A 19,194-nucleotide genomic window follows, 5' to 3' on the forward strand; every position below is an offset into this window, starting at 1 on the left:
CGGGGGCGTCGGCCGTACACTTGTTGGCACTCGGGAACACTGAGTGCCAGTCCCGGTGTTCTCCGTTCGGGCGTGCACGGTGCAGGCAAGGAGGTGAGCGCGGTGGTCGACGACCGCAAGCTCGCGGTGCTTCGCGCCATCGTGGAGGACTACGTGTCCACCAACGAGCCGGTGGGCTCCAAGGCCCTCGCCGATCGGCACAACCTGGGAGTCTCGCCGGCGACGATCCGCAACGACATGGCGGTGCTGGAGGAGCAGGGCTACATCACCCAGCCCCACACCAGCGCCGGCCGGGTGCCCACCGACAAGGGCTACCGGCTCTTCGTCGACCGGCTCTCCCAGGTCAAGCCGCTCTCGGCCGCCGAACGCAGGGCGATCGAGAGCTTCCTGGCGGGCGCGGTCGACATCGACGACGTCGTGACGCGCACGGTGCGGCTGCTGGCGCAGCTCACCCGGCAGGTCGCCGTCGTGCAGTACCCCTCGCTGACCCGCTCCACCGTCCGGCACGTCGAGCTCGTCCCGCTGAGCGAGCGGCGCCTGATGTTCGTGCTCATCACCAACACCGGCCGGGTCGAGCAGCGCGTGGTCGAGCTGCCCGACGTGGTGGACGAGGGCCGCGTGGCCCACCTGCGCGCCCTGCTCAACGCCTCCCTGGACGGCTGCGGCCTCACCAGCGTCCCGGACAAGATCGCCGACCTGCCGGACCGGCTCCCGCCGGAGGACCGGCCGCTGGCCGCCACGGTCCTGTCGGTGCTCCTGGAGTCCCTCGTGGAGCGCCAGGAAGAGAAGATCGTCTTCGCCGGGGCCGCCAACCTGGCGGGAGCCGACTTCACCGTCGGCCTCCGCGAGGTCCTGGAGGCGCTGGAGGAGCAGGTGGTGCTCATGCGCCTGCTCGGCGAGACCTCCGACCCGTCCTCGCTGACCGTGCGGATCGGCTCGGAGAACCCCTACACCGGACTTCAGGGGACGTCGATCGTCGCCGCCGGATACGGTTCGGGGGGCAACCAACTGGCCCGGCTCGGTGTGCTGGGGCCGACACGAATGGACTACCCGGTCACGATGGGCGCGGTGCGCGCGGTGGCACGCTACGTCAGCCAGATCCTGGCTGCATCCTAAGAGGTCGACTAAGTGGCTAAGACTGACTACTACGGCACCCTCGGGGTGCGCCGTGACGCCAGTGCGGAGGAGATCAAGAAGGCCTACCGCAGGCTGGCCCGTGAGCTGCACCCCGATGTGAACCCCGATCCGGCGACCCAGGAGCGCTTCAAGGAGATCACCCAGGCCTACGAGGTCCTGTCCGATCCCAACAAGCGCCAGATGTACGACCTGGGCGGCGACCCGTTCGGCGGGGGCGGCGCGGGTGCCGGCGGCTTCGGCGCGGGCTTCCCGTTCAGCGACATCATGGACGCCTTCTTCGGCACTGCGACGGGGGGAGCCGGCCGCGGGCCCCGCTCCCGGGCCCGCCGGGGCCGCAACGCCACCATCCGGGTCGAGCTCGACCTGCGCGAGTCGGCCTTCGGCACCACCCGCGAGCTGGTCGTCGACACCGCCGTGCTCTGCGAGGTCTGCTCCGGCTCCGGCGCGGCGTCCGGCACGCACCCCGACACCTGCGACATGTGCCGCGGGCGCGGCGAGGTCTCCCAGGTCACCCGCTCCTTCCTCGGCCAGGTCATGACCTCCCGGCCCTGCCCCCAGTGCAACGGGTTCGGCTCGATCATCCGCCACCCCTGCCAGGAGTGCTCCGGCGACGGCCGGGTCCGCACCCGGCGCACCATCAAGGTCCGCATCCCGGCGGGCGTGGAGGACGGCACCCACATCCAGCTCGCCGGGGAGGGCGAGATCGGCCCCGGCGGCGGCCCGCCCGGCGACCTGTTCCTGGAGATCGTCGAGCGGCCCCACGAGATCTTCGAGCGGCGCGGCGACGACCTGCACTGCACCGTGCAGATCCCGATGACGGCCGCCGCCCTCGGCACGATCCTGACCGTGGAGACGCTCGACGGCAGCGAGGAGATCGACGTCCGGCCGGGCACCCAGTCCGGGCAGACCATCTCCCTGTACGGCCGCGGCGTGCAGCGCCTCAACGAGACCGGCCGCGGCGACCTGCTCATCCACGTCAACGTGGAGACGCCCACCCGCCTCGACCCGGCCCAGGAGGAGCTGCTGAAGGAGCTGTCCAGGCTCCGCGGCGAGGAGCGGCCCCCCGGCAAGTTCGCCCCCGGCCAGCAGGGCTTCTTCTCGCGCCTGAGGGACGCGTTCAACGGCCGATGACGGCCCCCGTCTTCCTGGCGGACCCGGCGGACCTGGCGGAGCGGGAGTTCACGCTCGCCGGTCCCGAGGGGCGCCACGCGGCGGCCGTACGGCGGCTGCGGAAGGGGGAGCGGCTCGACCTGACCGACGGGGCGGGCGCCGTGGCCGAGTGCGTGGTCCTGGCCGCGGGCAAGGACTCCCTGCGTGTGGAGGTGCTGCGCCGCTACGAGGTGCCCGAGCCCCGGCCGCGCCTGGTGGTGGTGCAGGGGCTGCCCAAGGGGGAGCGGGGCGAGCTGGCCGTGGAGATGATGACGGAGGCCGGGGTCGACGTCATCGTGCCCTGGGCCGCGCTCCGGTGCGTCACCCGGTGGAAGGGCGACCGGGAGGCCAAGGCCCTGGCGCGCTGGCGCTCCACCGCGCGGGAGGCGGGCAAGCAGGCCCGCCGCTTCCGCCTGCCCGAGGTGACCGCTCCCGCCACCACCGCCGAGGTCGCCGCGCTGCTGTCGGCCGCGGCGCTGGGGGTCGTGCTGCACGAGGAGGCCGCCTCGCCGCTCTCGGCGCTACCGCTACCGGTGCCGGGGACGGGCGGGACCGGGACCGCCGGAGACGCCGGGACCGCCGGGACCGCCGGGGACATCGTCGTGGTCGTCGGCCCCGAGGGCGGGATCGCCGACGAGGAGATCGCCGCGTTCCGCGAGGCGGGGGCGGTGCCCGCGCTGCTCGGGCCGACGGTCCTGCGGACCTCGACGGCCGGGGTCGCCGCGGTGGCGGTGCTCCAGGCGCGCACCGGCCGCTGGTGACCCCGCCGGCCGGGGCGTCCGCGGCCGCACCGCGCTGACCGGCCGGCCGCCCGCCGGCCGCGGGCCCGACCGCACGGGACAGGACGTCTAGCCGATCGGGGTCGGGGCGGGCTCCTCCGACGGCAGCGGGGGCTGCGGGGTCTGCGGGTTCTCCGCCTCCTGGCAGCCGGCGCCGGGGCACGGGCTCTCCGCGGGCAGGGACGGTTCCGCGGGGGTCGGCGTCGGCGTCTCGATCTCCTCGCACTCCTCGCGCGGCTCCTCCGGCTCCGGAGTCGCCTCGGGGTCCGCGGTCGGACAGGTGGGCGTGGGAGTGGGGGTGGGCGTCGGCTTCGAACTCGGCTGCGGGGGCGGGTTCGGCGCCGCCTGCCTGGTCTGCGCGGGCACGGACGGTTGCGTGGTGGGGCGGGTGCCGGCGGACGGGACCTGGTCCCGCGTCGGCAGCGGGCGGGAGGTGCCCGACAGGTCGGTGGGGGCCGTGGTGGCGGGCTTGACGTCTCCGGCCTGGGTGACCTCGGCGACCTGCTCGCGCAGGCCGGGGACGACCAGGACGACGGCGCCCGCGACGAGCGCGGCGCCCGCGAGGGAGGCTCCGGCGCGCCACCAGGCCAGCCGCCGGAGACCGCGCCGCTCGATGCGGCCGCGGATGATCTCCAGTCCGTCCGGGGAGGGAACGACCGAGTCCGCCTCCGCACTGAGGACACGGCGGAGCAGCTCGCCGTACTCGTCGGGGGAGTCGGTCATGACAGTTGCTCCAGAATGTTCCGTAGGGCGGCCATGCCGCGAGCCGTGTGACTCTTGACCGCGCCTTTGCTGATGCCCATCGCGTCGGCGATCTGAGCCTCGGACAGGTCTCCGTAGTAGCGAAGGACGAGCGCCTCCCGCTGGCGCGCCGGCAGCCCGCGCAGCGCCTCGATGACGGCGGACCGCTCCAGCTCGCCGATCGCGCCGTTCTCGGCGCTCGGCGCGTCGGGCAGCCCCTTGGGGGCGTACTTCTCGATGACCGCCCGGTGCCGCAGCACCGAACGTGATCGGTTGACGACCGACTGACGCAGGTAGGCCAGTGCCTTGTCGGGATCGCGCAGCCTGCGCCAGGCGCCGTGGATGGCGACGAACGCGTCCTGCACGACCTCCTCCGCGGTTGCCATGTCGCGGACGAGTAACACCGCGAGACGCACAAGCGACCGGTAGTGCGCGCTGTAGAGCGCGGTAACGGCCATGTCGGCATCCCACCCGGCGGGCACCGCCCCGAGCGACCTGTCGGCCACGAGGGTCTCGGTGGTCACATCAATGGGACGCTCGGCCTTCCCAGGGGGTTTACGCTCTTGCGGTTCATTAGGGGGCATGACCCTGTCGCTGTCCTCGCCAGGCGGCCTCGGGGGCGGCTCGAAGATGTCTTCCGCCGCAAGTTTCGCACACCCGGTCCGTTCCGGTGGATCTTTCCCGGCCGCCGGGACGACCGCGCCCGCGGCGTGCGTGCGGATCATCCGGGCGCGTGCGGGATATGGTTCCCCCATGGTGAGTGAAGCCGACTGCCTGTTCTGCGGGATCGTCGCCGGGAAGGTTCCGGCGGAGATCGTCCACGAGACGGAGCGCACCCTGGCCTTCCGGGATGTCAACCCCCAGGCGCCGACGCACGTCCTGGTGATCCCCAAGGACCACCACCCGACCGCGGCGGCGCTGGCCGCCGCCGACGACGGGCTGGCCGACGACGTCATCAAGGCCGCGCACGCGGTCGCCGAGCAGGAGGGCGTCGCCGACTCGGGCTACCGGCTGGTCTTCAACACCGGGCCGGGCGCGGGCCAGACCGTCTTCCACGTGCACGGGCACGTGCTCGGCGGACGCGGGCTGACCTGGCCGCCCGGATAAGGGGAGGCGGGCCCGGCCGCCCGGATAAGGGGAGGCGGGCCCGGCCGCCCGGATAAGGGGAGGCGGGCCCGGCCGCCCGGACGGTGCGGGCGGGGATGGGACGAAACGGGAAGGCGTGATCGCCGCGCCGCCGGATACGATGACGTAGGGGAGCGTCCCGTGGGGCGCTCCCGCACATCCGCCGTCGACGTCTGGAGGCGAACAGGCCGCTAGGCCCGCCCATGTCCGAGTCAACCGATTCCAGCAGAACACCATCTCCACGCTCGAAGAGCCCGAGCCCGAGCCGGGTCCAGGCGAAGGTGGTGATTCCGGACGATCATTCGATGCTCAGCCTGCTGGGCTCAAGCGACGAGCTGCTGCGGGTCATCGAGGGCGCCTTCCGCGCCGACATCCATGTCCGGGGCAACGAGATCACGATCACCGGCAGCCCGGAGGAGAGCAGCGTCGTGGTGCGCCTCTTCGAGGAGCTGACCGAGCTGGTCAGCGGAGGCGCCGAGCTGACGACGGACGCGGTGGAGCGCAGCATCGCCATGCTGCGGATGACCTCCGAGCGGCCCGCCGAGGTGCTCTCCCTCGACATCATCTCCTCGCGGGGCCGGACGATCCGGCCGAAGACCGTGAACCAGAAGCGCTACGTCGACGCGATCGACAAGCACACCATCGTCTTCGGCATCGGCCCGGCCGGCACCGGCAAGACGTACCTCGCGATGGCCAAGGCCGTGCGGGCGCTCCAGGAGAAGAAGGTCAACCGGATCATCCTCACCCGCCCGGCGGTCGAGGCTGGCGAGCGGCTGGGCTTCCTGCCCGGCACCCTCTACGAGAAGATCGACCCCTACCTGCGCCCGCTCTACGACGCGCTGCACGACATGCTCGACCCGGACTCGATCCCCCGGCTGATGGCCGCGGGCACGATCGAGGTGGCGCCCCTGGCCTACATGCGCGGCCGTACGCTCAACGACGCCTTCATCATCCTGGACGAGGCGCAGAACACCTCGCCGGAGCAGATGAAGATGTTCCTGACCCGGCTGGGCTTCAACTCGAAGATCGTCGTGACCGGCGACGTGACGCAGGTCGACCTGCCCGGCGGCACGCAGAGCGGCCTGCGGGTGGTGCAGGAGATCCTCGAGGGCATCTCCGACATCCACTTCTCCAGGCTGACCAGCTCCGACGTGGTCCGGCACAAGCTGGTGAGCGACATCGTGGACGCCTACGGACGCTATGACGAGGCGCTGCGGCAGAGCGCGCCGCAGGCGATCAAGGGCGGGGCCGGCAAGCGCTCCCGGGAAAGACAGTGAACGTGAGAGACGAGCGGGCTCGCGCGGGCTCCGGGCCGTGGGGCCGGGAGACCGTGACAGAGCATGGCGAACGGGGCCACGCGGGTTCCGAGCCGTCCGGCGAGGAGATCGCATGAGCATCGAGGTCAACAACGAGTCCGGCGTCGAGGTGGACGAGGGCCTGCTCGTCGCGCTGGCCGGCCACGTGCTGGAGAAGATGGGCATCAACCCCCTCGCGGAGCTGTCCATCCTCGTCGTCGACGAGGCGGCCATGTCCGAGCTGCACGAGCGGTGGATGGGCGAGCCCGGACCGACGGACGTGCTGGCCTTCCCGATGGACGAGCTGCGTCCGGGCGGCGGATCGGGAGCGCGGCAGGAGGGTGACGCCCCCGCGGACCCGGCCCTCCTCGGCGACGTGGTGCTCTGCCCGCAGGTGGCCGCCAAGCAGGGGGCCGAGGCCGGTCACGGCACCGAGGCGGAGCTGGAGCTGCTGTGCACGCACGGCATCCTCCACCTGCTCGGCTACGACCACGCCGAGCCAGAGGAGCACAAGGAGATGTTCGGGCTGCAGGGCGAGCTCCTCGAGTCGTGGCGCACGGTGCGCCCCCAGCGGTGAGCCCCGCGGGAGGGTGGTTGCCGGCGGCCGTCGTCCTCGTCGTGGCCGGCGGCCTGATCGCCAGCGCGGAGACCGCGCTGACCCGCATCTCACGGGTGCGCGCGGAGGAGTTCGTCCGCGAGGAGCGCCGGGGCGCAGGACGTCTGCAGGCGATCGTCGCGGACCCGCCGCGCTACCTCAACCTGCTGCTCCTGCTCCGGCTGACCTGCGAACTGGTCGCCACGGTGATCGCGACCCTGCTCTTCATCGACCTGCTCGGCGACCAGGGATGGGCCTACGCGGCCGCGGCCGCGGTCATGGTGGTGATCAGCTACGTGATCGTCGGGGTCTCCCCGCGCACGCTGGGCCGCCAGCACGCCGAGCCGATCGCGCTGGCGAGCGCCCCGATCGTGTACGGCCTCACCCGGATCTTCGGCCCGCTCCCCACGCTGCTCATCCTGCTCGGCAACGCGGTGACGCCCGGCAAGGGGTTCCGGGAGGGGCCGTTCACCTCCGAGGCCGAGCTGCGCGACCTGGTGGACCTGGCCGAGCAGCGCAGGGTCATCGAGCCGGACGAGCGGGAGATGATCCACTCGGTCTTCGAGCTCGGTGACACCCTGGTGCGCGAGGTCATGGTGCCGCGCACCGACATGGTGTTCATCGAGCGCGGCAAGACGCTGAACCAGGCCCTCTCCCTCGCACTGCGCAGCGGTTTCTCCCGCATCCCGGTCGTCGGTGAGAACGAGGACGACGTCATCGGCATCCTCTACCTCAAGGACATCGTGCGCCGGCTGCAGGACACCGGGGACGCCGGCCGTGCCGAGCCGGTCGAGCCGGTCATGCGACCGGCCAGCTACGTGCCGGAGAGCAAGCCGATCGACCAGCTCCTGCGGGAGATGCAGGCCCGTCAGATCCACCAGGCCATCGTCATCGACGAGTACGGCGGGACGGCCGGTCTGGTCACCATCGAGGACGTGCTCGAGGAGATCGTCGGTGAGATCACGGACGAGTACGACCAGGAGAGCCCTCCCGTGGAGCCGTTGGAGGACGGCTCCGTCCGGGTGACGGCGCGGCTGCCGGTGGGAGACCTGGCGGAGCTGTTCGACGTCGAGCTGGACGTCGAGGACGTGGAGACGGTCGGCGGCCTGCTGGCGCACGCGCTGGGCCGCGTCCCGATCGCGGGCTCCGAGGCGGTCGTGGAGGGGCTCCGCCTGACGGCGGAGAGCCTCGCGGGGCGGCGCAACCGGATCGGCACGGTCCTCGTCCGGCGGCTGGAGGAGGCCGGTCAGGACACGGTTCCCGCCTCCTCCGGTCAGAGCTGAGACCCGGCCCGGGGTGCGCGTCCGGCGGGCCGCTCCGGACGGAGCCGCGCGGGTGAGGTCCCGCCCGCGGGTGCGCGTCCGGCGGGCCGCTCCGGACGGAGCCGCGCGGGTGAGGTCCCGCCCGCGGGTGCGCGGCCGATCCCCTCCGGGGCGCGGCCTGTTTCAAGCCCGGCGCAAGCCCGGCGCAAGCCCGGCGTGTGATCCTCCTTCCACGGCACCCGTCGCACGGGGAGCCGGAGAGAAGGTCCCGGACGCCAGGAGGGGTTCAGGCGGGCGGGGCGGACTCTCGGGGAAGGGGGTGCACGGCCGTCCGGCCGTGCGCCGCCCGGCTCAGGGCTGCTCCCGCCCGCGTTACGCGGGCGGGAGCAGCCCTAGGTGTTTCCTGGTGATTGTCGGTTTTGTCGACGGGGAAGGAAGCGGGTCGGCGGGGGCGGTCACCCCGCGTGCGACCTTCGGGGGAGGCCATGGGACGGGGGATTCGGGCCGCCGCCGTGATCGTCGTCTGCGTGCTCCTGGCCCATTCGGCGGTGGGATGCGGCACGGGGACGGCGCCCGGCGGGACGACGCGGGCGGACGGGCGGGCGGGGGCCGGGAACGGCACCGGGACGGCGGGCCGTCCGGGGACCGGTGCCGGAGCGGCGCGCCCGGCGGGGGTGCTCCGGCGGACCCGGGATCTGCCGGCGGGGTTCTCCGACCGGCCGCGTGCCGCCTGGAGGCCCCCGGTCCGTCCGGGCGACCCCGACTGCCGCCGGGTGCTGGACGCCGCGGCGGGCGGGTCCCCGGCGCGGGCGAGGGCGGGAACGAAGTCCGGCGGCGGGGCCGCGGAGCGGTCAGGAGAGCGGGCGCGGGCCGGCGGGAGCGAGTCCGTGGCGTGGCGGGGGATCACCCGGGAGGCGGTGGCCTACCCCGGATACGGGCTGGGAGAGGTGGCCGGGGTCGGTCTGGAGACCCATTCCGGTGAGGGCGCGCGCCGCCGCTTCACCGCGCTGGCCGCGGCGCTGGACGGCTGCCCGGTCGTGACCGGGCCGGTGACGGGCGCCGCGGCGGACGAGGACACCCTCCTGCGGGTGTCCCCCCTGAAACTGGAGCGGGTCGGGGAGGACATGCTGGCCAGGCGCCTGCACGGCCGCCTGAACGGTTACCCGTACGAGATGCACCTGGTCTTCGCCCTTTCGGGGCGGACCCTGATGTCGCTGGTGCACGCCGGGGTCGCGGAGGTCGACGCGGAGGGCACCCAGAGGCTCGCGGACTTCCTCGCCGGACGGGCGGCGGCCCTGGCGGCGGACGACCGCGAGGAGACGTGAGCGGGGGAGCCGGTGGGCGCGGCGTCGCCGTCGCGGCCGGTGGAGGCCCGTTCGCGGACGGAGCGAGCGCGCCGGGGGCCACGGTGTCGCGATGGAGTGAGCGCACCGGAGGCCGCGCCGTCGCGGGCGCGGCAGGAGGAGGCTCGTTCGCGGGCGGCCGGCGCGGCTGAATACCCTTGTGCCGTGAGTGACGCGACCCTCGACCCAGAGGACAACAAGATCATCATTCTGGCCCGTTCGGCCCGCGCCCGCAACGGCGCCGCCGAGGGCGCGGCCGTGCGCGACGAGACCGGCCGGACCTACTCCTCGACCAACGTCGGCCTGCCCTCGCTGACCCTCTCGGCGCTGCAGGTCGCGGTGGCGATGGCGGTCTCCAGCGGGGCCCGGTCCCTGGAGGCCGCGGCGCTGGTCACCGCGGGCGACGGGCCGAGCGAGGCGGACGTCCGGGCGGTGCGCGACCTGGGCGGGCAGACCCTGCTCGTGGCGGACCCGGACGGGACCCTGAGGCGCGGCTGAGGCCGCCGGGAGGGCGAACGCGTCAGAGCCGGCCCCGGGATCGGGGACAATGGACGGTGTGAGTTCCTCAGCTGCTGATTTCCGCGCGGGTTTCGCCTGCTTCGTCGGCCGGCCCAACGTCGGCAAGTCCACGCTGATGAACGCGTTGGTCGGGACCAAGGTGGCGATCACCTCGTCCAAGCCGCAGACCACCCGGCGCGTCATCCGCGGAATCGTGCACCGCGAGGACGCCCAGCTCATCATCGTGGACACGCCCGGCCTGCACCGGCCGCGCACGCTGCTCGGCGAGCGGCTGGACAGCCTGGTGCTGTCCACGCTCACCGAGGTCGACGTGATCGGCTTCTGCGTGCCCGCCAACGAGCCGGTCGGCAAGGGCGACCGGTTCATCGCGGAGAAGCTGGCGGCGGTGAAGAAGACGCCGGTGATCGCCGTGGTCACCAAGTGCGACCTGGCCACCCGCGAGCAGATCGCCGAGCAGTTGCTGGCGGTCTCCCGGCTCGCCGAGTTCGAGGAGATCGTCCCGGTCTCGGCGCAGTCGGGGGAGCAGCTCGACGTGGTGACCGACCTGCTGATCGACCGGCTCCCGGAGAGCCCTCCGCTCTACGAGGGCGGGCAGCTCACCGACGAGCCCGAGCAGGTCCTGGTCGGTGAGCTCATCCGGGAGGCCGCCCTGGAGGGGGTCCGGGACGAGCTGCCGCACTCCATCGCAGTCGTCGTCGACGAGATGCTGCCCCGGGAGGGCCGCGACGACCTGCTGGACATCTACGCGCACATGTTCGTCGAGCGCCCGTCCCAGAAGGCCATCGTCATCGGCCACAAGGGCTCACGGCTCAAGGACGTCGGCAGCCGCGCCCGGCAGCAGATCGAGGCGCTGCTCGGCACCCGGGTCTATCTGGACCTGAGGATCAGCGTCGCCAAGGACTGGCAGCGCGATCCCAAGCAGCTGCGCCGCCTCGGCTTCTACGACTGAGCGCCCGCCGCAGGCCTCCGCTACCGGCCGGCCCGGCGTCCGGCGGCCAGCGCGGCGAGTCCGAACCCCGTCACCGCCAGCGCCGCGGCCAGGGCGACGAACCAGCCGTACTCGATGGTCGGCTCTACCCGGACGATGTCGCCGATGGCCAGCGAGGCGCTGCGGCCCCGGCCCTGCGGATCGCTGAGGAAGACCAGCAGGACCGCGACCGTGATCGCGCCGGGCAGCGCCGCGAGCGCGGTGAAGGGCCGCTCGCGGCCGGCGATCCCGATGATCACCGCGGCGGCCCCGGAGAACAGCGCCAGCACCCCGGACCAGTCGTCCACGCCCCGGACGCTCTCACTGAACGAGCCGATGACGACGACATCCGCCCTGACCCCGGCCCACGGCAGGAACGCGGCCACCACCAGCAGGGCGCCCGTGGCGATCACCCCGACCGGCGCGATCCGGCTCGGGGCGGCGGGTGTCACAGGGAGTGCGGGATCGCTCACCGGTCCAGGGTAGTTTCGCCGCTTCACCGCCGACAGGCACATCGCACACATTCCCGGTGCGGCTCTTGTCGGTCCGTGCGCAGCAGCCCGGCCCCTCTCTGTCTTGGCCGGGCGGAGAGGAGCCGCCCGGCGGCGGACCGCTCCCGCCGCGGACGGGCGGGAGCGGATCCGGTGGCGGGGCCGGCCCTCAGCGGGCGGTGACGTGGGACTCGCCCAGCTCCAGCCGGCGCCGCAGTTCCACGGCGTCGCCCGCCAGGGCCGTGACGAGGGCACCGGGCCCGGCCAGCGGCAGCACGGCCCAGCCGTCTCCGGCGGCGGGTGACCCGTTCCCCCGCCCGGCGGCCGGTCCTTCCCCGCCGGTCGCCGCGCCGTCCTCCCCGGTCGCGGCTCCGGGGAGGGCGAGGTCGTCGGGCCGGGGGAGGGGCGGGCCGCCCGGTCCGGAGCCGCCGGTCGGGCCCGCGATCAGGGTGCTGCCCACGCAGCGGGCGCCGCCGTACACGGCGGGGCCGCCGTCGATCTCCGGATCGCCGGTGGCGAGTTCCTGCCGGAGCAGCGGGCGGCCGTCGAACACGGCGTCGAACCGGGAGTGGCAGCGGCCGGACGGCTCGCCGTACCGGCCGAGGACGATCTCCTCGCGCCACAGGACCCGGGCGCCGGCGGCCAGTGCCAGCCGTACGGCCACGCGGTGCCGGCAGCCCGCGGCGAGTACGGTCGGTTCGGGCGCGAACCGCAGGGACGCCCCCGCGCCGACCCGGGCGGTGACGGTCATGAGCGACTCGGGGGATCCGCCGGCGCCGTGGCCGGGCAGCACCAGTGTGCTCGCCACAGAGCGGACGTCCAGCGCCGTTCCGGGGGCGACGTCGATGTCCAGCGCCAGTTCGTCGCCGCCGAGCGGCCCGGCCGCGGTGGAGACCAGGTGCACCCGGGCCGGCCCGGTACGGCGCAGCGTGAGCGGCGGGTCGGAGCGGAGCACGGCCAGCACGGTCCGGCCGCCGGGACCGGGCGCGGTGGCGAGCGCGGCCCGCGCGGTCATCGACCGCCGGGCCGGCTCCCGGACGAGGAGGGGGCGGTCCACCGGTCAGGTCCGGGCGGCGTGCTCGTGGGCCCAGGCGCGTACGACGCCGCTGACCCAGTCGGCCACCGCGTGCGCGCCGGGCTCCTCCCGGACCGAGGTGAAGAGCACCGGCCTGCCGTCCCGCACGGCCGCCGCGTCGCGCGACATGACCGTGAGGTCGGCCCCGACCATGGGGGCCAGGTCGGTCTTGTTGACCACCAGGAGGTCGGCCGAGGTGACGCCGGGACCGCCCTTGCGGGGGACCTTGTCCCCGCCCGAGACGTCGAGCACGAAGATCTGCCGGTCGGCCAGGCCCCGGCTGAACGTGGCGGTGAGGTTGTCGCCGCCGCTCTCCACGATCACCAGGTCGAGCGGGCCGAACCGTTCCTCCAGCGTCTCCACCGCGTCGAGGTTGGCCGCGATGTCGTCCCGGATGGCGGTGTGCGGGCAGCAGCCCGTCCGCACGGCGGCGATCCGCTCGGGGTCGAGGACGCCCGCCCTCCGCAGGAAGTCGGCGTCCTCGGTGGTGTAGATGTCGTTGGTGACCACGGCCAGGCGGAGCGAGGGGCCGAGGGTGCGGCAGAGCGCGGCGGTCAGTGCGGTCTTGCCGCTGCCGACGGGCCCGCCGACGCCCAGCCGCAGAGCACGGCCGCGCGGGTCGGGGGTGCGATGGCGGTCGCCGTGGTCGGCGCCCATGGGATCACCGTCCTTTCACTGAGGGACTCGCGGGCAGGTCGTGCGGGGCCGCGTCCGCCGGGGACGCGGGTCAGGAGGCGAACAGCCGCAGGCCGGCGCGGGCGTGCCGTTCGGCGAGCAGGTCGAGTGCGGGCGCCGCGCGGGCGGGGAGGGCCTCCCACGCGGCGGGGCGGGCGGCGGTGGCGGACAGGGTCTCCAGGGCGGGGGCCAGGCAGGCCAGGAGCCGGTGCACGGCCACGGGGTCGAGGCCGAGCAGCCGGACGGCCGCGGTCGCGGGACCGGTGAGCGAGGCGTAGGCCGCCACCAGGGCCGCCTGGCCGGGCGTGCAGCCCGCCGCGGCCGCCACGGCGCCGAGCGCGACCGGGTGGTGCGGCCCGTCCGGCGCGGTGGCGGAGGCGAGGGCGTCGAGCGCGGGGGAGGGCCAGATCGTGCGGGCGGTCCGCAGCAGCAGCCGTCCCTGCACGCGGCTCGCCTCCCGCTGGGCGGGCGAGGCGGTCCGGGCGTCCGCCTCCGCCTCCAGGCCGGCCCAGTCCAGGGGACCGGGGGCGTCCGGCGGGCTGATCCGGTCCCGGGTCCCGGTGGTGTGGTCCGGGGCCGTGCACCCGGGGGACATGCGGTCCGGGACGGCGGGGGGAGCGGCGGCCAGGGCGTGTGCGCAGGCCGCGGCGGCCAGGCAGGCGGCGGTCAGACCGGCGGTGGCCAGCCGTCCCCGCAGGAACGCCTCCAGGGTGGGCAGGTCGCGCACCGTCCCGTCGGTGACGGCCTGCTCGGCCCCGCCCGAGTGGCCGTGCCCGCCGGCCGGGAGCCGCGAGTCGGCCAGCAGAAGCAGCGCCGCGTTGAGCGGAGCCGTACCCGGGACGTCCACGGGGTCGGCACCGGGAGCGTGCATCGGTCCCGCGCCGGGAGCGTCCACCGGGTCCGTGCCGGGAGCGTGCATCGGTCCCTCCTCAGAACAGGAAGTAGCGCTGGGCCATGGGCAGCACCTCGGCCGGGGCGGGCTCGATCAGCTCGCCGTCGACGCGGACGGCGAAGGTGTCCGGATCCACGTCGATCCGGGGCAGCGCGTCGTTGAGCGGCATGCTCTCCTTGCCCCGGCGGCGGACGTCGGCGACCGGGACGAGGCGCCGCCGTACGGCCAGCCGGTCGGCCAGGCCGTCCTCGAGGGCGAGCGGCGCGACGAAGTGGACCGAGGTGGCGGCGGCGGTGGCCCCGAGGGCGCCGAACATCGGGCGGGGCATGACCGGCTGGGGGGTGGGGATGGAGGCGTTGGCGTCGCCCATCTGGGCGTGGGCGATCACCCCGCCCTTGAGCACCAGGTCCGGCTTGACCCCGAAGAAGGCCGGGCTCCACAGCACCAGGTCGGCCAGCTTTCCGGGCTCGACCGAGCCGACCTCGCCGTCCAGGCCGTGCGCCACCGCCGGGCAGATCGTGTACTTGGCGACGTAGCGCCGGGCGCGGAGGTTGTCGCTCCCGCCGTCGCCGGGCAGCCCGCCCCGGCGGCGCTTCATCACGTGCGCCGTCTGCCAGGTCCGGATGACCGTCTCGCCGGCCCGGCCCATCGCCTGGGAGTCGGAGCCGATCATCGAGATCGCGCCCAGGTCGTGCAGCACGTCCTCGGCGGCCATCGTCGACGGCCGGATCCGGGACTCGGCGAACGCCAGGTCCTCCGGGATCGAGGGGCTGAGGTGGTGGCAGACCATCAGCATGTCGAGGTGCTCGTCGAGCGTGTTGACCGTGTGCGGACGGGTCGGGTTGGTCGAGGAGGGCAGCACGTTGCCGTAGGAGGCGATCCGGATGACGTCGGGGGCGTGGCCGCCGCCGGCGCCCTCGGTGTGGTAGGCGTGGATCGCCCGGTCCCCGATCGCCTGCAGCGTCGACTCCACGAACCCGGCCTCGTTGAGGGTGTCGGTGTGGATCGCCACCTGCACGCCGGTGGCGTCGGCGACCGAGAGGCAGGCGTCGATGGCGGCCGGGGTGGTGCCCCAGTCCTCGTGCAGCTTGAAGCCGGAGGCCCCGGCGCGCAGCTGCTCCAGCAGCCCCTCGGCGGCGACCGTGTTGCCCTTGCCGAGCAGCGCGACGTTGACCGGGCAGGCGTCGAGGGACTCCAGCATCCGGGCGAGGTACCAGGTGCCGGTGACCGTGGTCGCCTTGGTGCCCTCGGCGGGGCCGGTGCCGCCGCCGACGACCGTGGTCACCCCGGAGGCCAGGGCCTCGTCGAGGATCTGCGGGCAGACCAGGTGGACGTGGGAGTCGATCGCGCCGGCGGTCAGGATCCTCCCGTTGCCGGCGATCACCTCGGTGGACGGGCCGATCACCAGGTCGGGGTGGACGCCGTCCATGATGTCGGGGTTGCCGGCCTTGCCGATCGCGGCGATCCGGCCGCCGCGCACTCCGACGTCCGCCTTGACCACACCCCAGTGGTCGAGGACCACCGCCCCGGTGATCACCAGGTCGGGGGCGCCCTCGGCCCGTGTCGTCCGGGACTGGCCCATCGACTCGCGGATGACCTTGCCGCCGCCGAAGACCGCCTCGTCGCCCGCGCCGGCCGGGCCCATCGACAGGTCCTCGGTGACGGTGACGAGCAGGTCGGTGTCGGCCAGCCGGATCCGGTCCCCGGTGGTGGGGCCGTACAGTGCGGCGTAGCGGGACCGTTCAACGAACATCGGGGCTCCCGTCGAGAGGGCCTGCCTGCTCCGGGCGGAGCCCGGGGACGATCCTGCGGCCCGCCAGGGGCACGAGCGCCACGTCGCGCTCCACGCCGGGCTCGAAGCGCACCGCCGTACCGGCGGGGACGTCCAGGCGCGTGCCCCAGGCCGCCTCGCGGTCGAAGAGCAGGGCCGGGTTGGCGGCGGCGAAGTGGTAGTGCGAGCCGACCTGGACCGGCCGGTCCGCGGTGTTGACGACGCGTACGGTCACCCGCTCCCGGCCCGGGTTGAGCGGGATCGGGTCCGGGCCGCAGACGATCTCGCCCGGGACGGGCGTCCCGCCGGCCGCGGAGTCCGTCACGGGATCGGCCGGTGGACGGTGACGAGCTTGGTGCCGTCGGGGAAGGTGGCCTCGACCTGCACCGACTCCAGCATCTCCGGCACGCCGTCCATGACGTCGTCCCGGGACAGGACCGTGCGCCCCGCCTCCATCAGCTCGGCGACGGTGCGCCCGTCCCTGGCGCCCTCCATCAGGAAGGAGGCGATGACCGCGGTCGCCTCGGGGTGGTTGAGCCGGAGCCCCCGGGACCTGCGGTCGCGGGCGACACCGGCGGCGACGTGGATGAGCAGGCGCTCCCGCTCGTGTGGTGTGAGCCGCATCCCCGGACCATAGGAACCGGGGGTTTCGGCGGTGTTGCCCGCCGATGTCGCGTCCGTTTCCGGGACGCGCGCACCGGGCGAGGCCGGGACGGGCCGTGCGCGGGACCGGCTCCGGGACCGCTCATGGACCCCGGGGGAGGGGGCGCGCCGGCCGCTCGCGATTTGATCACTTCTTGGTGACCGTTGGCGACGGCGCGCGCGCGACCGCCGGTGGCTGTCGTACTCTGCCCCCAGATTCCCGCAGAAACGGAGGAATCCGGACCCGGAGGGCGTCTATGCGCATCGGATGGACGAGGGGCGCCGTAGGCGGCAGAGGAGCACGACCGGGGCCGGAGCCGGGGGAGGGGCGGCCCTCCGATCCGCCGCCCCCTCCGCCCGCGGACACGGTCCCCCCGCCGCCGCCCGCCGCCCGCCTGCTGGAGGGCCGCGGCCTGCGCCTGGCCGGCTGGCTCGCCGCGGTCGTCGCGGCGGTGTTCGTCGCCGGCTGGACGGTCCTGCGGACGGGACCGCCCACGGAGGCGGAGCTGCTGGAGCAGGCGGGACTGAACGGCAGGCGGACCCTCCTGGTCGGGGTGAAGGACGACACCCCCGGCATCGCGGTCCGCCGGCCCGACGGGAGCTGGGAGGGCTTCGACATCCAGATCGCCCTCATGATCGCCGCGGATCTCGGCTTCCGGCCGAGCGAGGTCGAGTTCCTGTCCATCGAGACGGAGGACCGGGCCCGGATGACGGCCAGGAACAGCGCTGGGCGGCACGTGAAGGTCGATCTCGTCGTGGCCTCGTTCAGCGTGACCCCCGCCCGCCGCGCCAACCGCGCCATCGGGTTCTCCGCGCCCTATCTGGAGACGCAGCAGTCGGTCATCACCCGCAAGGGGCACGCCGAGATCACGTCGCTGACGCAGCTGAAGGGCGCGAAGGTCTGCACCCTCGCCGCCTCGACCTCCGAGGCCGAGATCGACCGGGCCGGGGCGGACGTCACGCGGAAGAACCGGATCAGCGACTGCGTCACCGGGCTCAAGGAGAAGGTGTACGAGGCGGTCACGACCGACACCGCGATCCTCGCCGGGTTCGTGGCCGAGACCCCGGACCTGCTGGAGCACCACGACATCGGGCTGGAGACCGTCGAGCAGTGGGCCGTCAACGCCGGGAGCAACCAGGCGCTGCGCACCCTCGTCGACCTCTCGCTGCACCGCTCCGCCACCGACCCGCAGGACACGCGCTGGGAGGAGGCCTACGAGCGGTTCATCAGCCCGATGCAGGCGCACGACCCGAAGGAGCAGATCGCCGGGAGCACCCAGCCCGCCGTGCCGGAGCCCGAGGTGCGGCGCTGGCCGTGGGAGCGGGGGATCCCGCAGCGGAACGTCGGATGACCGAGGGATGGTACGGCGGGCCGCCGGACAAGCGCGGACGGCCCGCGCGCCCGCACGGCGGCAGCCAGCAGTGGCTGTTCGCGGCGCTGCCGGCCTTCCCGCTGGCGCTGCTGGTGGCGCGGCTCTGGTACGCCAGCCGCCAGGACACCCAGACGCTGCTCCTGCTGGTCCAGCACGTCAGCGCGCTGGGCCTGCTCACCGCCGTGCTGCTGACCACCCTGTGGGTGCTGCCCGCCTTCGTGCTGGTGGCCCGCGCCCTCGGCACCCTCTACCGGGTCAGCACCGGCCGGTCGTCCTGGCTCTCACTGGCGGCCGACCGCGTCCCCGACTGGGTGGTGGTGCTCTCCGTCCTGACCGGCCTGGCGAGCTGGCAGCTGCGCTTCCTGCCCACGCTCGCCATGCTCTCGCTGGCGGTGCTGGGCCTGACCGTCCACGACCGCGCACCCGGCCGCCGGGACCTGGCCGTCCTGCTCACCCTGGTGCTGCCCGCGGTGGTGGCCGCGGGGCTCTATCTCTGGCTCGCCCCGGCGATCGGCCAGGCGTTCGCCGCGGGGGACACCGTCACCGCGGTGCTGCTCACCCTGCCTCCGGGCCTGTCCGTGCTGCTGACCGGCCCGATCCCGGCCCGCGCCGCCGCCGTGCTGACCTCCGCCCTGGCAGTCTCGCTGCTGGTCGTGGCGCCGCTGTTCAGCGCGGCCGTGGTCGTGCAGGCGCCCATCCTGCCCCTGGTGGGCATGGAGGTCTCCCGGGAGAGCGAGGACGCCGAGATCGCCGGGAAGGTGCTGCTCGGCTACGTCATCACGGCCGACGACAGGTTCTCCACCTTCCTCGACCGCGACGGCACCGTACGGTTCATCCCCAACGGGGTGGTGCTCTCCCAGTTCCTCTGTCCGGACCTCGGCCAGATCCCGCACAGCAGGGTGGCCCTGCACCGCTGGTACGTCGAGCACAGCGTGCTCGCGTGGTTCGCGCCCGACCCGCTGGAGAAGCCCAGCGACCCGCGGTGCCCGGGCCGTCCGGCGGGATACGGCAGGGACCGCCCCCGGCCCGCCGGCGGCTGAGACTACTGCCGGTACTCCTCGACCTCGTCGACCGGCCGCGGCTCCGCGGCGTTGGGGTCCTCCCCGAACTCCCGGTGGGCACGGCGCTGCCTGAGCAGGTCCCACGCCTGGTCGAGGGCCTCCTCGATCGACCTGATCCGGTGGTTCTCCTCGTGGGAGGAGATCGAACCGGACGCCAGCAGCGCGCGCAGATCCCGTTCCTCGGCGATGAGGCGGTTGATGTGGGCGAGGATGTCAGCGTCCTTCATGGGCTCCCCCTGTCTGGGCTCCTTTTCGGACTGTATCCGACCGGGCTCCGGCGCCCGTCCGGCGGCCGGGTGCGC

The 19,194-nt window shown here is 74.1% G+C and carries 22 protein-coding genes; 12 read left to right on the plus strand and 10 right to left on the minus strand.

The features are described 5' to 3' along the window. Nucleotides 1-102 precede the first annotated feature (102 nt). Genes hrcA through ACFOWE_RS14195 form a run of 3 tightly spaced genes read left to right on the plus strand, consistent with a single transcriptional unit; the run spans nt 103 to nt 3,047 of the window. The gene (gene hrcA / locus ACFOWE_RS14185) at nt 103-1,116 is read left to right on the plus strand and encodes a heat-inducible transcriptional repressor HrcA (RefSeq protein ID WP_377289116.1); all 1,014 of its coding nucleotides are present in this window, start codon (nt 103-105) and stop codon (nt 1,114-1,116) included. A gap of 12 nt (nt 1,117-1,128) precedes the next feature. Then, nucleotides 1,129-2,268: a molecular chaperone DnaJ gene (gene dnaJ / locus ACFOWE_RS14190; RefSeq protein WP_377287765.1), complete on the plus strand. Its 1,140-nt coding sequence runs from the start codon at nt 1,129-1,131 to the stop codon at nt 2,266-2,268. Then, on the plus strand, nt 2,265-3,047 hold the full coding sequence (locus tag ACFOWE_RS14195) for a 16S rRNA (uracil(1498)-N(3))-methyltransferase (RefSeq protein WP_377287766.1): 783 nt from the start codon (nt 2,265-2,267) through the stop codon (nt 3,045-3,047). The genes dnaJ and ACFOWE_RS14195 overlap by 4 nt, the downstream gene beginning before the upstream one ends. Nucleotides 3,048-3,134: 87 nt before the next feature. Here the strand turns inward: ACFOWE_RS14195 and ACFOWE_RS14200 are convergent, their stop codons facing one another. Both ACFOWE_RS14200 and ACFOWE_RS14205 read right to left on the minus strand, forming a co-directional pair. Continuing rightward, a complete protein-coding gene (locus ACFOWE_RS14200; protein WP_377287767.1) occupies nt 3,135-3,788 on the minus strand; it encodes a hypothetical protein in 654 nt (217 codons plus the stop codon). Continuing rightward, the gene (locus ACFOWE_RS14205; RefSeq protein ID WP_377289118.1) at nt 3,785-4,264 is read right to left on the minus strand and encodes a SigE family RNA polymerase sigma factor; all 480 of its coding nucleotides are present in this window, start codon (nt 4,262-4,264) and stop codon (nt 3,785-3,787) included. Before ACFOWE_RS14205 ends, ACFOWE_RS14200 begins: the two co-directional genes overlap by 4 nt. A gap of 298 nt (nt 4,265-4,562) precedes the next feature. Between ACFOWE_RS14205 and ACFOWE_RS14210 the strand changes: the two genes are divergently transcribed. The 7 genes from ACFOWE_RS14210 (at nt 4,563) to era (ending at nt 10,894) form a co-directional block, all read left to right on the plus strand. Further along, nucleotides 4,563-4,913, plus strand: coding sequence for a histidine triad nucleotide-binding protein (locus ACFOWE_RS14210; protein WP_377289120.1), 351 nt, complete (start codon nt 4,563-4,565; stop codon nt 4,911-4,913). Nucleotides 4,914-5,134: 221 nt separating this feature from the next. After that, nucleotides 5,135-6,208 (plus strand): PhoH family protein, encoded by a 1,074-nt coding sequence (locus tag ACFOWE_RS14215; RefSeq protein ID WP_377287768.1) that lies wholly within the window; start codon nt 5,135-5,137, stop codon nt 6,206-6,208. Nucleotides 6,209-6,320: 112 nt separating this feature from the next. Continuing rightward, nucleotides 6,321-6,803: an rRNA maturation RNase YbeY gene (gene ybeY, locus ACFOWE_RS14220; RefSeq protein ID WP_377287769.1), complete on the plus strand. Its 483-nt coding sequence runs from the start codon at nt 6,321-6,323 to the stop codon at nt 6,801-6,803. Beyond that, complete coding sequence (locus tag ACFOWE_RS14225; RefSeq protein WP_377287770.1) at nt 6,800-8,104, plus strand: hemolysin family protein; 1,305 nt, start codon at nt 6,800-6,802, stop codon at nt 8,102-8,104. Before ybeY ends, ACFOWE_RS14225 begins: the two co-directional genes overlap by 4 nt. Before the next feature lie 464 nt (nt 8,105-8,568). Next, a complete protein-coding gene (locus ACFOWE_RS14230) occupies nt 8,569-9,408 on the plus strand; it encodes a hypothetical protein (RefSeq protein ID WP_377287771.1) in 840 nt (279 codons plus the stop codon). A gap of 183 nt (nt 9,409-9,591) precedes the next feature. Further along, nucleotides 9,592-9,924, plus strand: coding sequence for a cytidine deaminase (locus ACFOWE_RS14235; RefSeq protein WP_377287772.1), 333 nt, complete (start codon nt 9,592-9,594; stop codon nt 9,922-9,924). 49 nt (nt 9,925-9,973) lie between these two features. Next, a complete protein-coding gene (era, locus tag ACFOWE_RS14240; RefSeq protein WP_377287773.1) occupies nt 9,974-10,894 on the plus strand; it encodes a GTPase Era in 921 nt (306 codons plus the stop codon). 20 nt (nt 10,895-10,914) lie between these two features. On the opposite strand, the gene ACFOWE_RS14245 is transcribed toward era, so the two are convergent. The 7 genes from ACFOWE_RS14245 to ACFOWE_RS14275 all read right to left on the minus strand — a co-directional run bounded on the left by ACFOWE_RS14245 (nt 10,915) and on the right by ACFOWE_RS14275 (nt 16,440). Further along, a complete protein-coding gene (locus tag ACFOWE_RS14245; protein WP_377287774.1) occupies nt 10,915-11,385 on the minus strand; it encodes a hypothetical protein in 471 nt (156 codons plus the stop codon). A gap of 187 nt (nt 11,386-11,572) precedes the next feature. Next, entirely contained in the window at nt 11,573-12,460 is an 888-nt protein-coding gene (locus ACFOWE_RS14250; RefSeq protein ID WP_377287775.1) for an urease accessory protein UreD, read from the minus strand. A 3-nt stretch (nt 12,461-12,463) separates the two neighbouring features. Continuing rightward, nucleotides 12,464-13,135: an urease accessory protein UreG gene (gene ureG / locus ACFOWE_RS14255; RefSeq protein ID WP_377287776.1), complete on the minus strand. Its 672-nt coding sequence runs from the start codon at nt 13,133-13,135 to the stop codon at nt 12,464-12,466. A gap of 70 nt (nt 13,136-13,205) precedes the next feature. Beyond that, nucleotides 13,206-14,072, minus strand: a complete 867-nt coding sequence (locus ACFOWE_RS14260; protein ID WP_377287777.1) for an urease accessory protein UreF — start codon at nt 14,070-14,072, stop codon at nt 13,206-13,208. Between the two features lie 10 nt (nt 14,073-14,082). Further along, nucleotides 14,083-15,798, minus strand: coding sequence for an urease subunit alpha (locus ACFOWE_RS14265; RefSeq protein WP_377287778.1), 1,716 nt, complete (start codon nt 15,796-15,798; stop codon nt 14,083-14,085). Next, nucleotides 15,788-16,141, minus strand: coding sequence for an urease subunit beta (locus ACFOWE_RS14270; RefSeq protein ID WP_377287779.1), 354 nt, complete (start codon nt 16,139-16,141; stop codon nt 15,788-15,790). Before ACFOWE_RS14270 ends, ACFOWE_RS14265 begins: the two co-directional genes overlap by 11 nt. Then, nucleotides 16,138-16,440: an urease subunit gamma gene (locus tag ACFOWE_RS14275; RefSeq protein WP_377287780.1), complete on the minus strand. Its 303-nt coding sequence runs from the start codon at nt 16,438-16,440 to the stop codon at nt 16,138-16,140. The genes ACFOWE_RS14270 and ACFOWE_RS14275 overlap by 4 nt, the downstream gene beginning before the upstream one ends. A 275-nt stretch (nt 16,441-16,715) precedes the next feature. Here ACFOWE_RS14275 and ACFOWE_RS14280 point away from each other — a divergent pair, with 275 nt between their 5' ends. Both ACFOWE_RS14280 and ACFOWE_RS14285 read left to right on the plus strand, forming a co-directional pair. Further along, the gene (locus ACFOWE_RS14280) at nt 16,716-17,810 is read left to right on the plus strand and encodes a transporter substrate-binding domain-containing protein (RefSeq protein WP_377287781.1); all 1,095 of its coding nucleotides are present in this window, start codon (nt 16,716-16,718) and stop codon (nt 17,808-17,810) included. Further along, nucleotides 17,807-18,871, plus strand: coding sequence for a hypothetical protein (locus tag ACFOWE_RS14285; RefSeq protein ID WP_377287782.1), 1,065 nt, complete (start codon nt 17,807-17,809; stop codon nt 18,869-18,871). Before ACFOWE_RS14280 ends, ACFOWE_RS14285 begins: the two co-directional genes overlap by 4 nt. A 2-nt stretch (nt 18,872-18,873) precedes the next feature. Here the strand turns inward: ACFOWE_RS14285 and ACFOWE_RS14290 are convergent, their stop codons facing one another. Then, complete coding sequence (locus ACFOWE_RS14290; protein ID WP_377287783.1) at nt 18,874-19,119, minus strand: DUF2630 family protein; 246 nt, start codon at nt 19,117-19,119, stop codon at nt 18,874-18,876. Between the last annotated feature and the right edge of the window lie 75 nt (nt 19,120-19,194).

The organism is Planomonospora corallina (assembly GCF_042650625.1).
Classification (GTDB): Bacteria; Actinomycetota; Actinomycetes; order Streptosporangiales; family Streptosporangiaceae; genus Planomonospora_B; species Planomonospora_B corallina.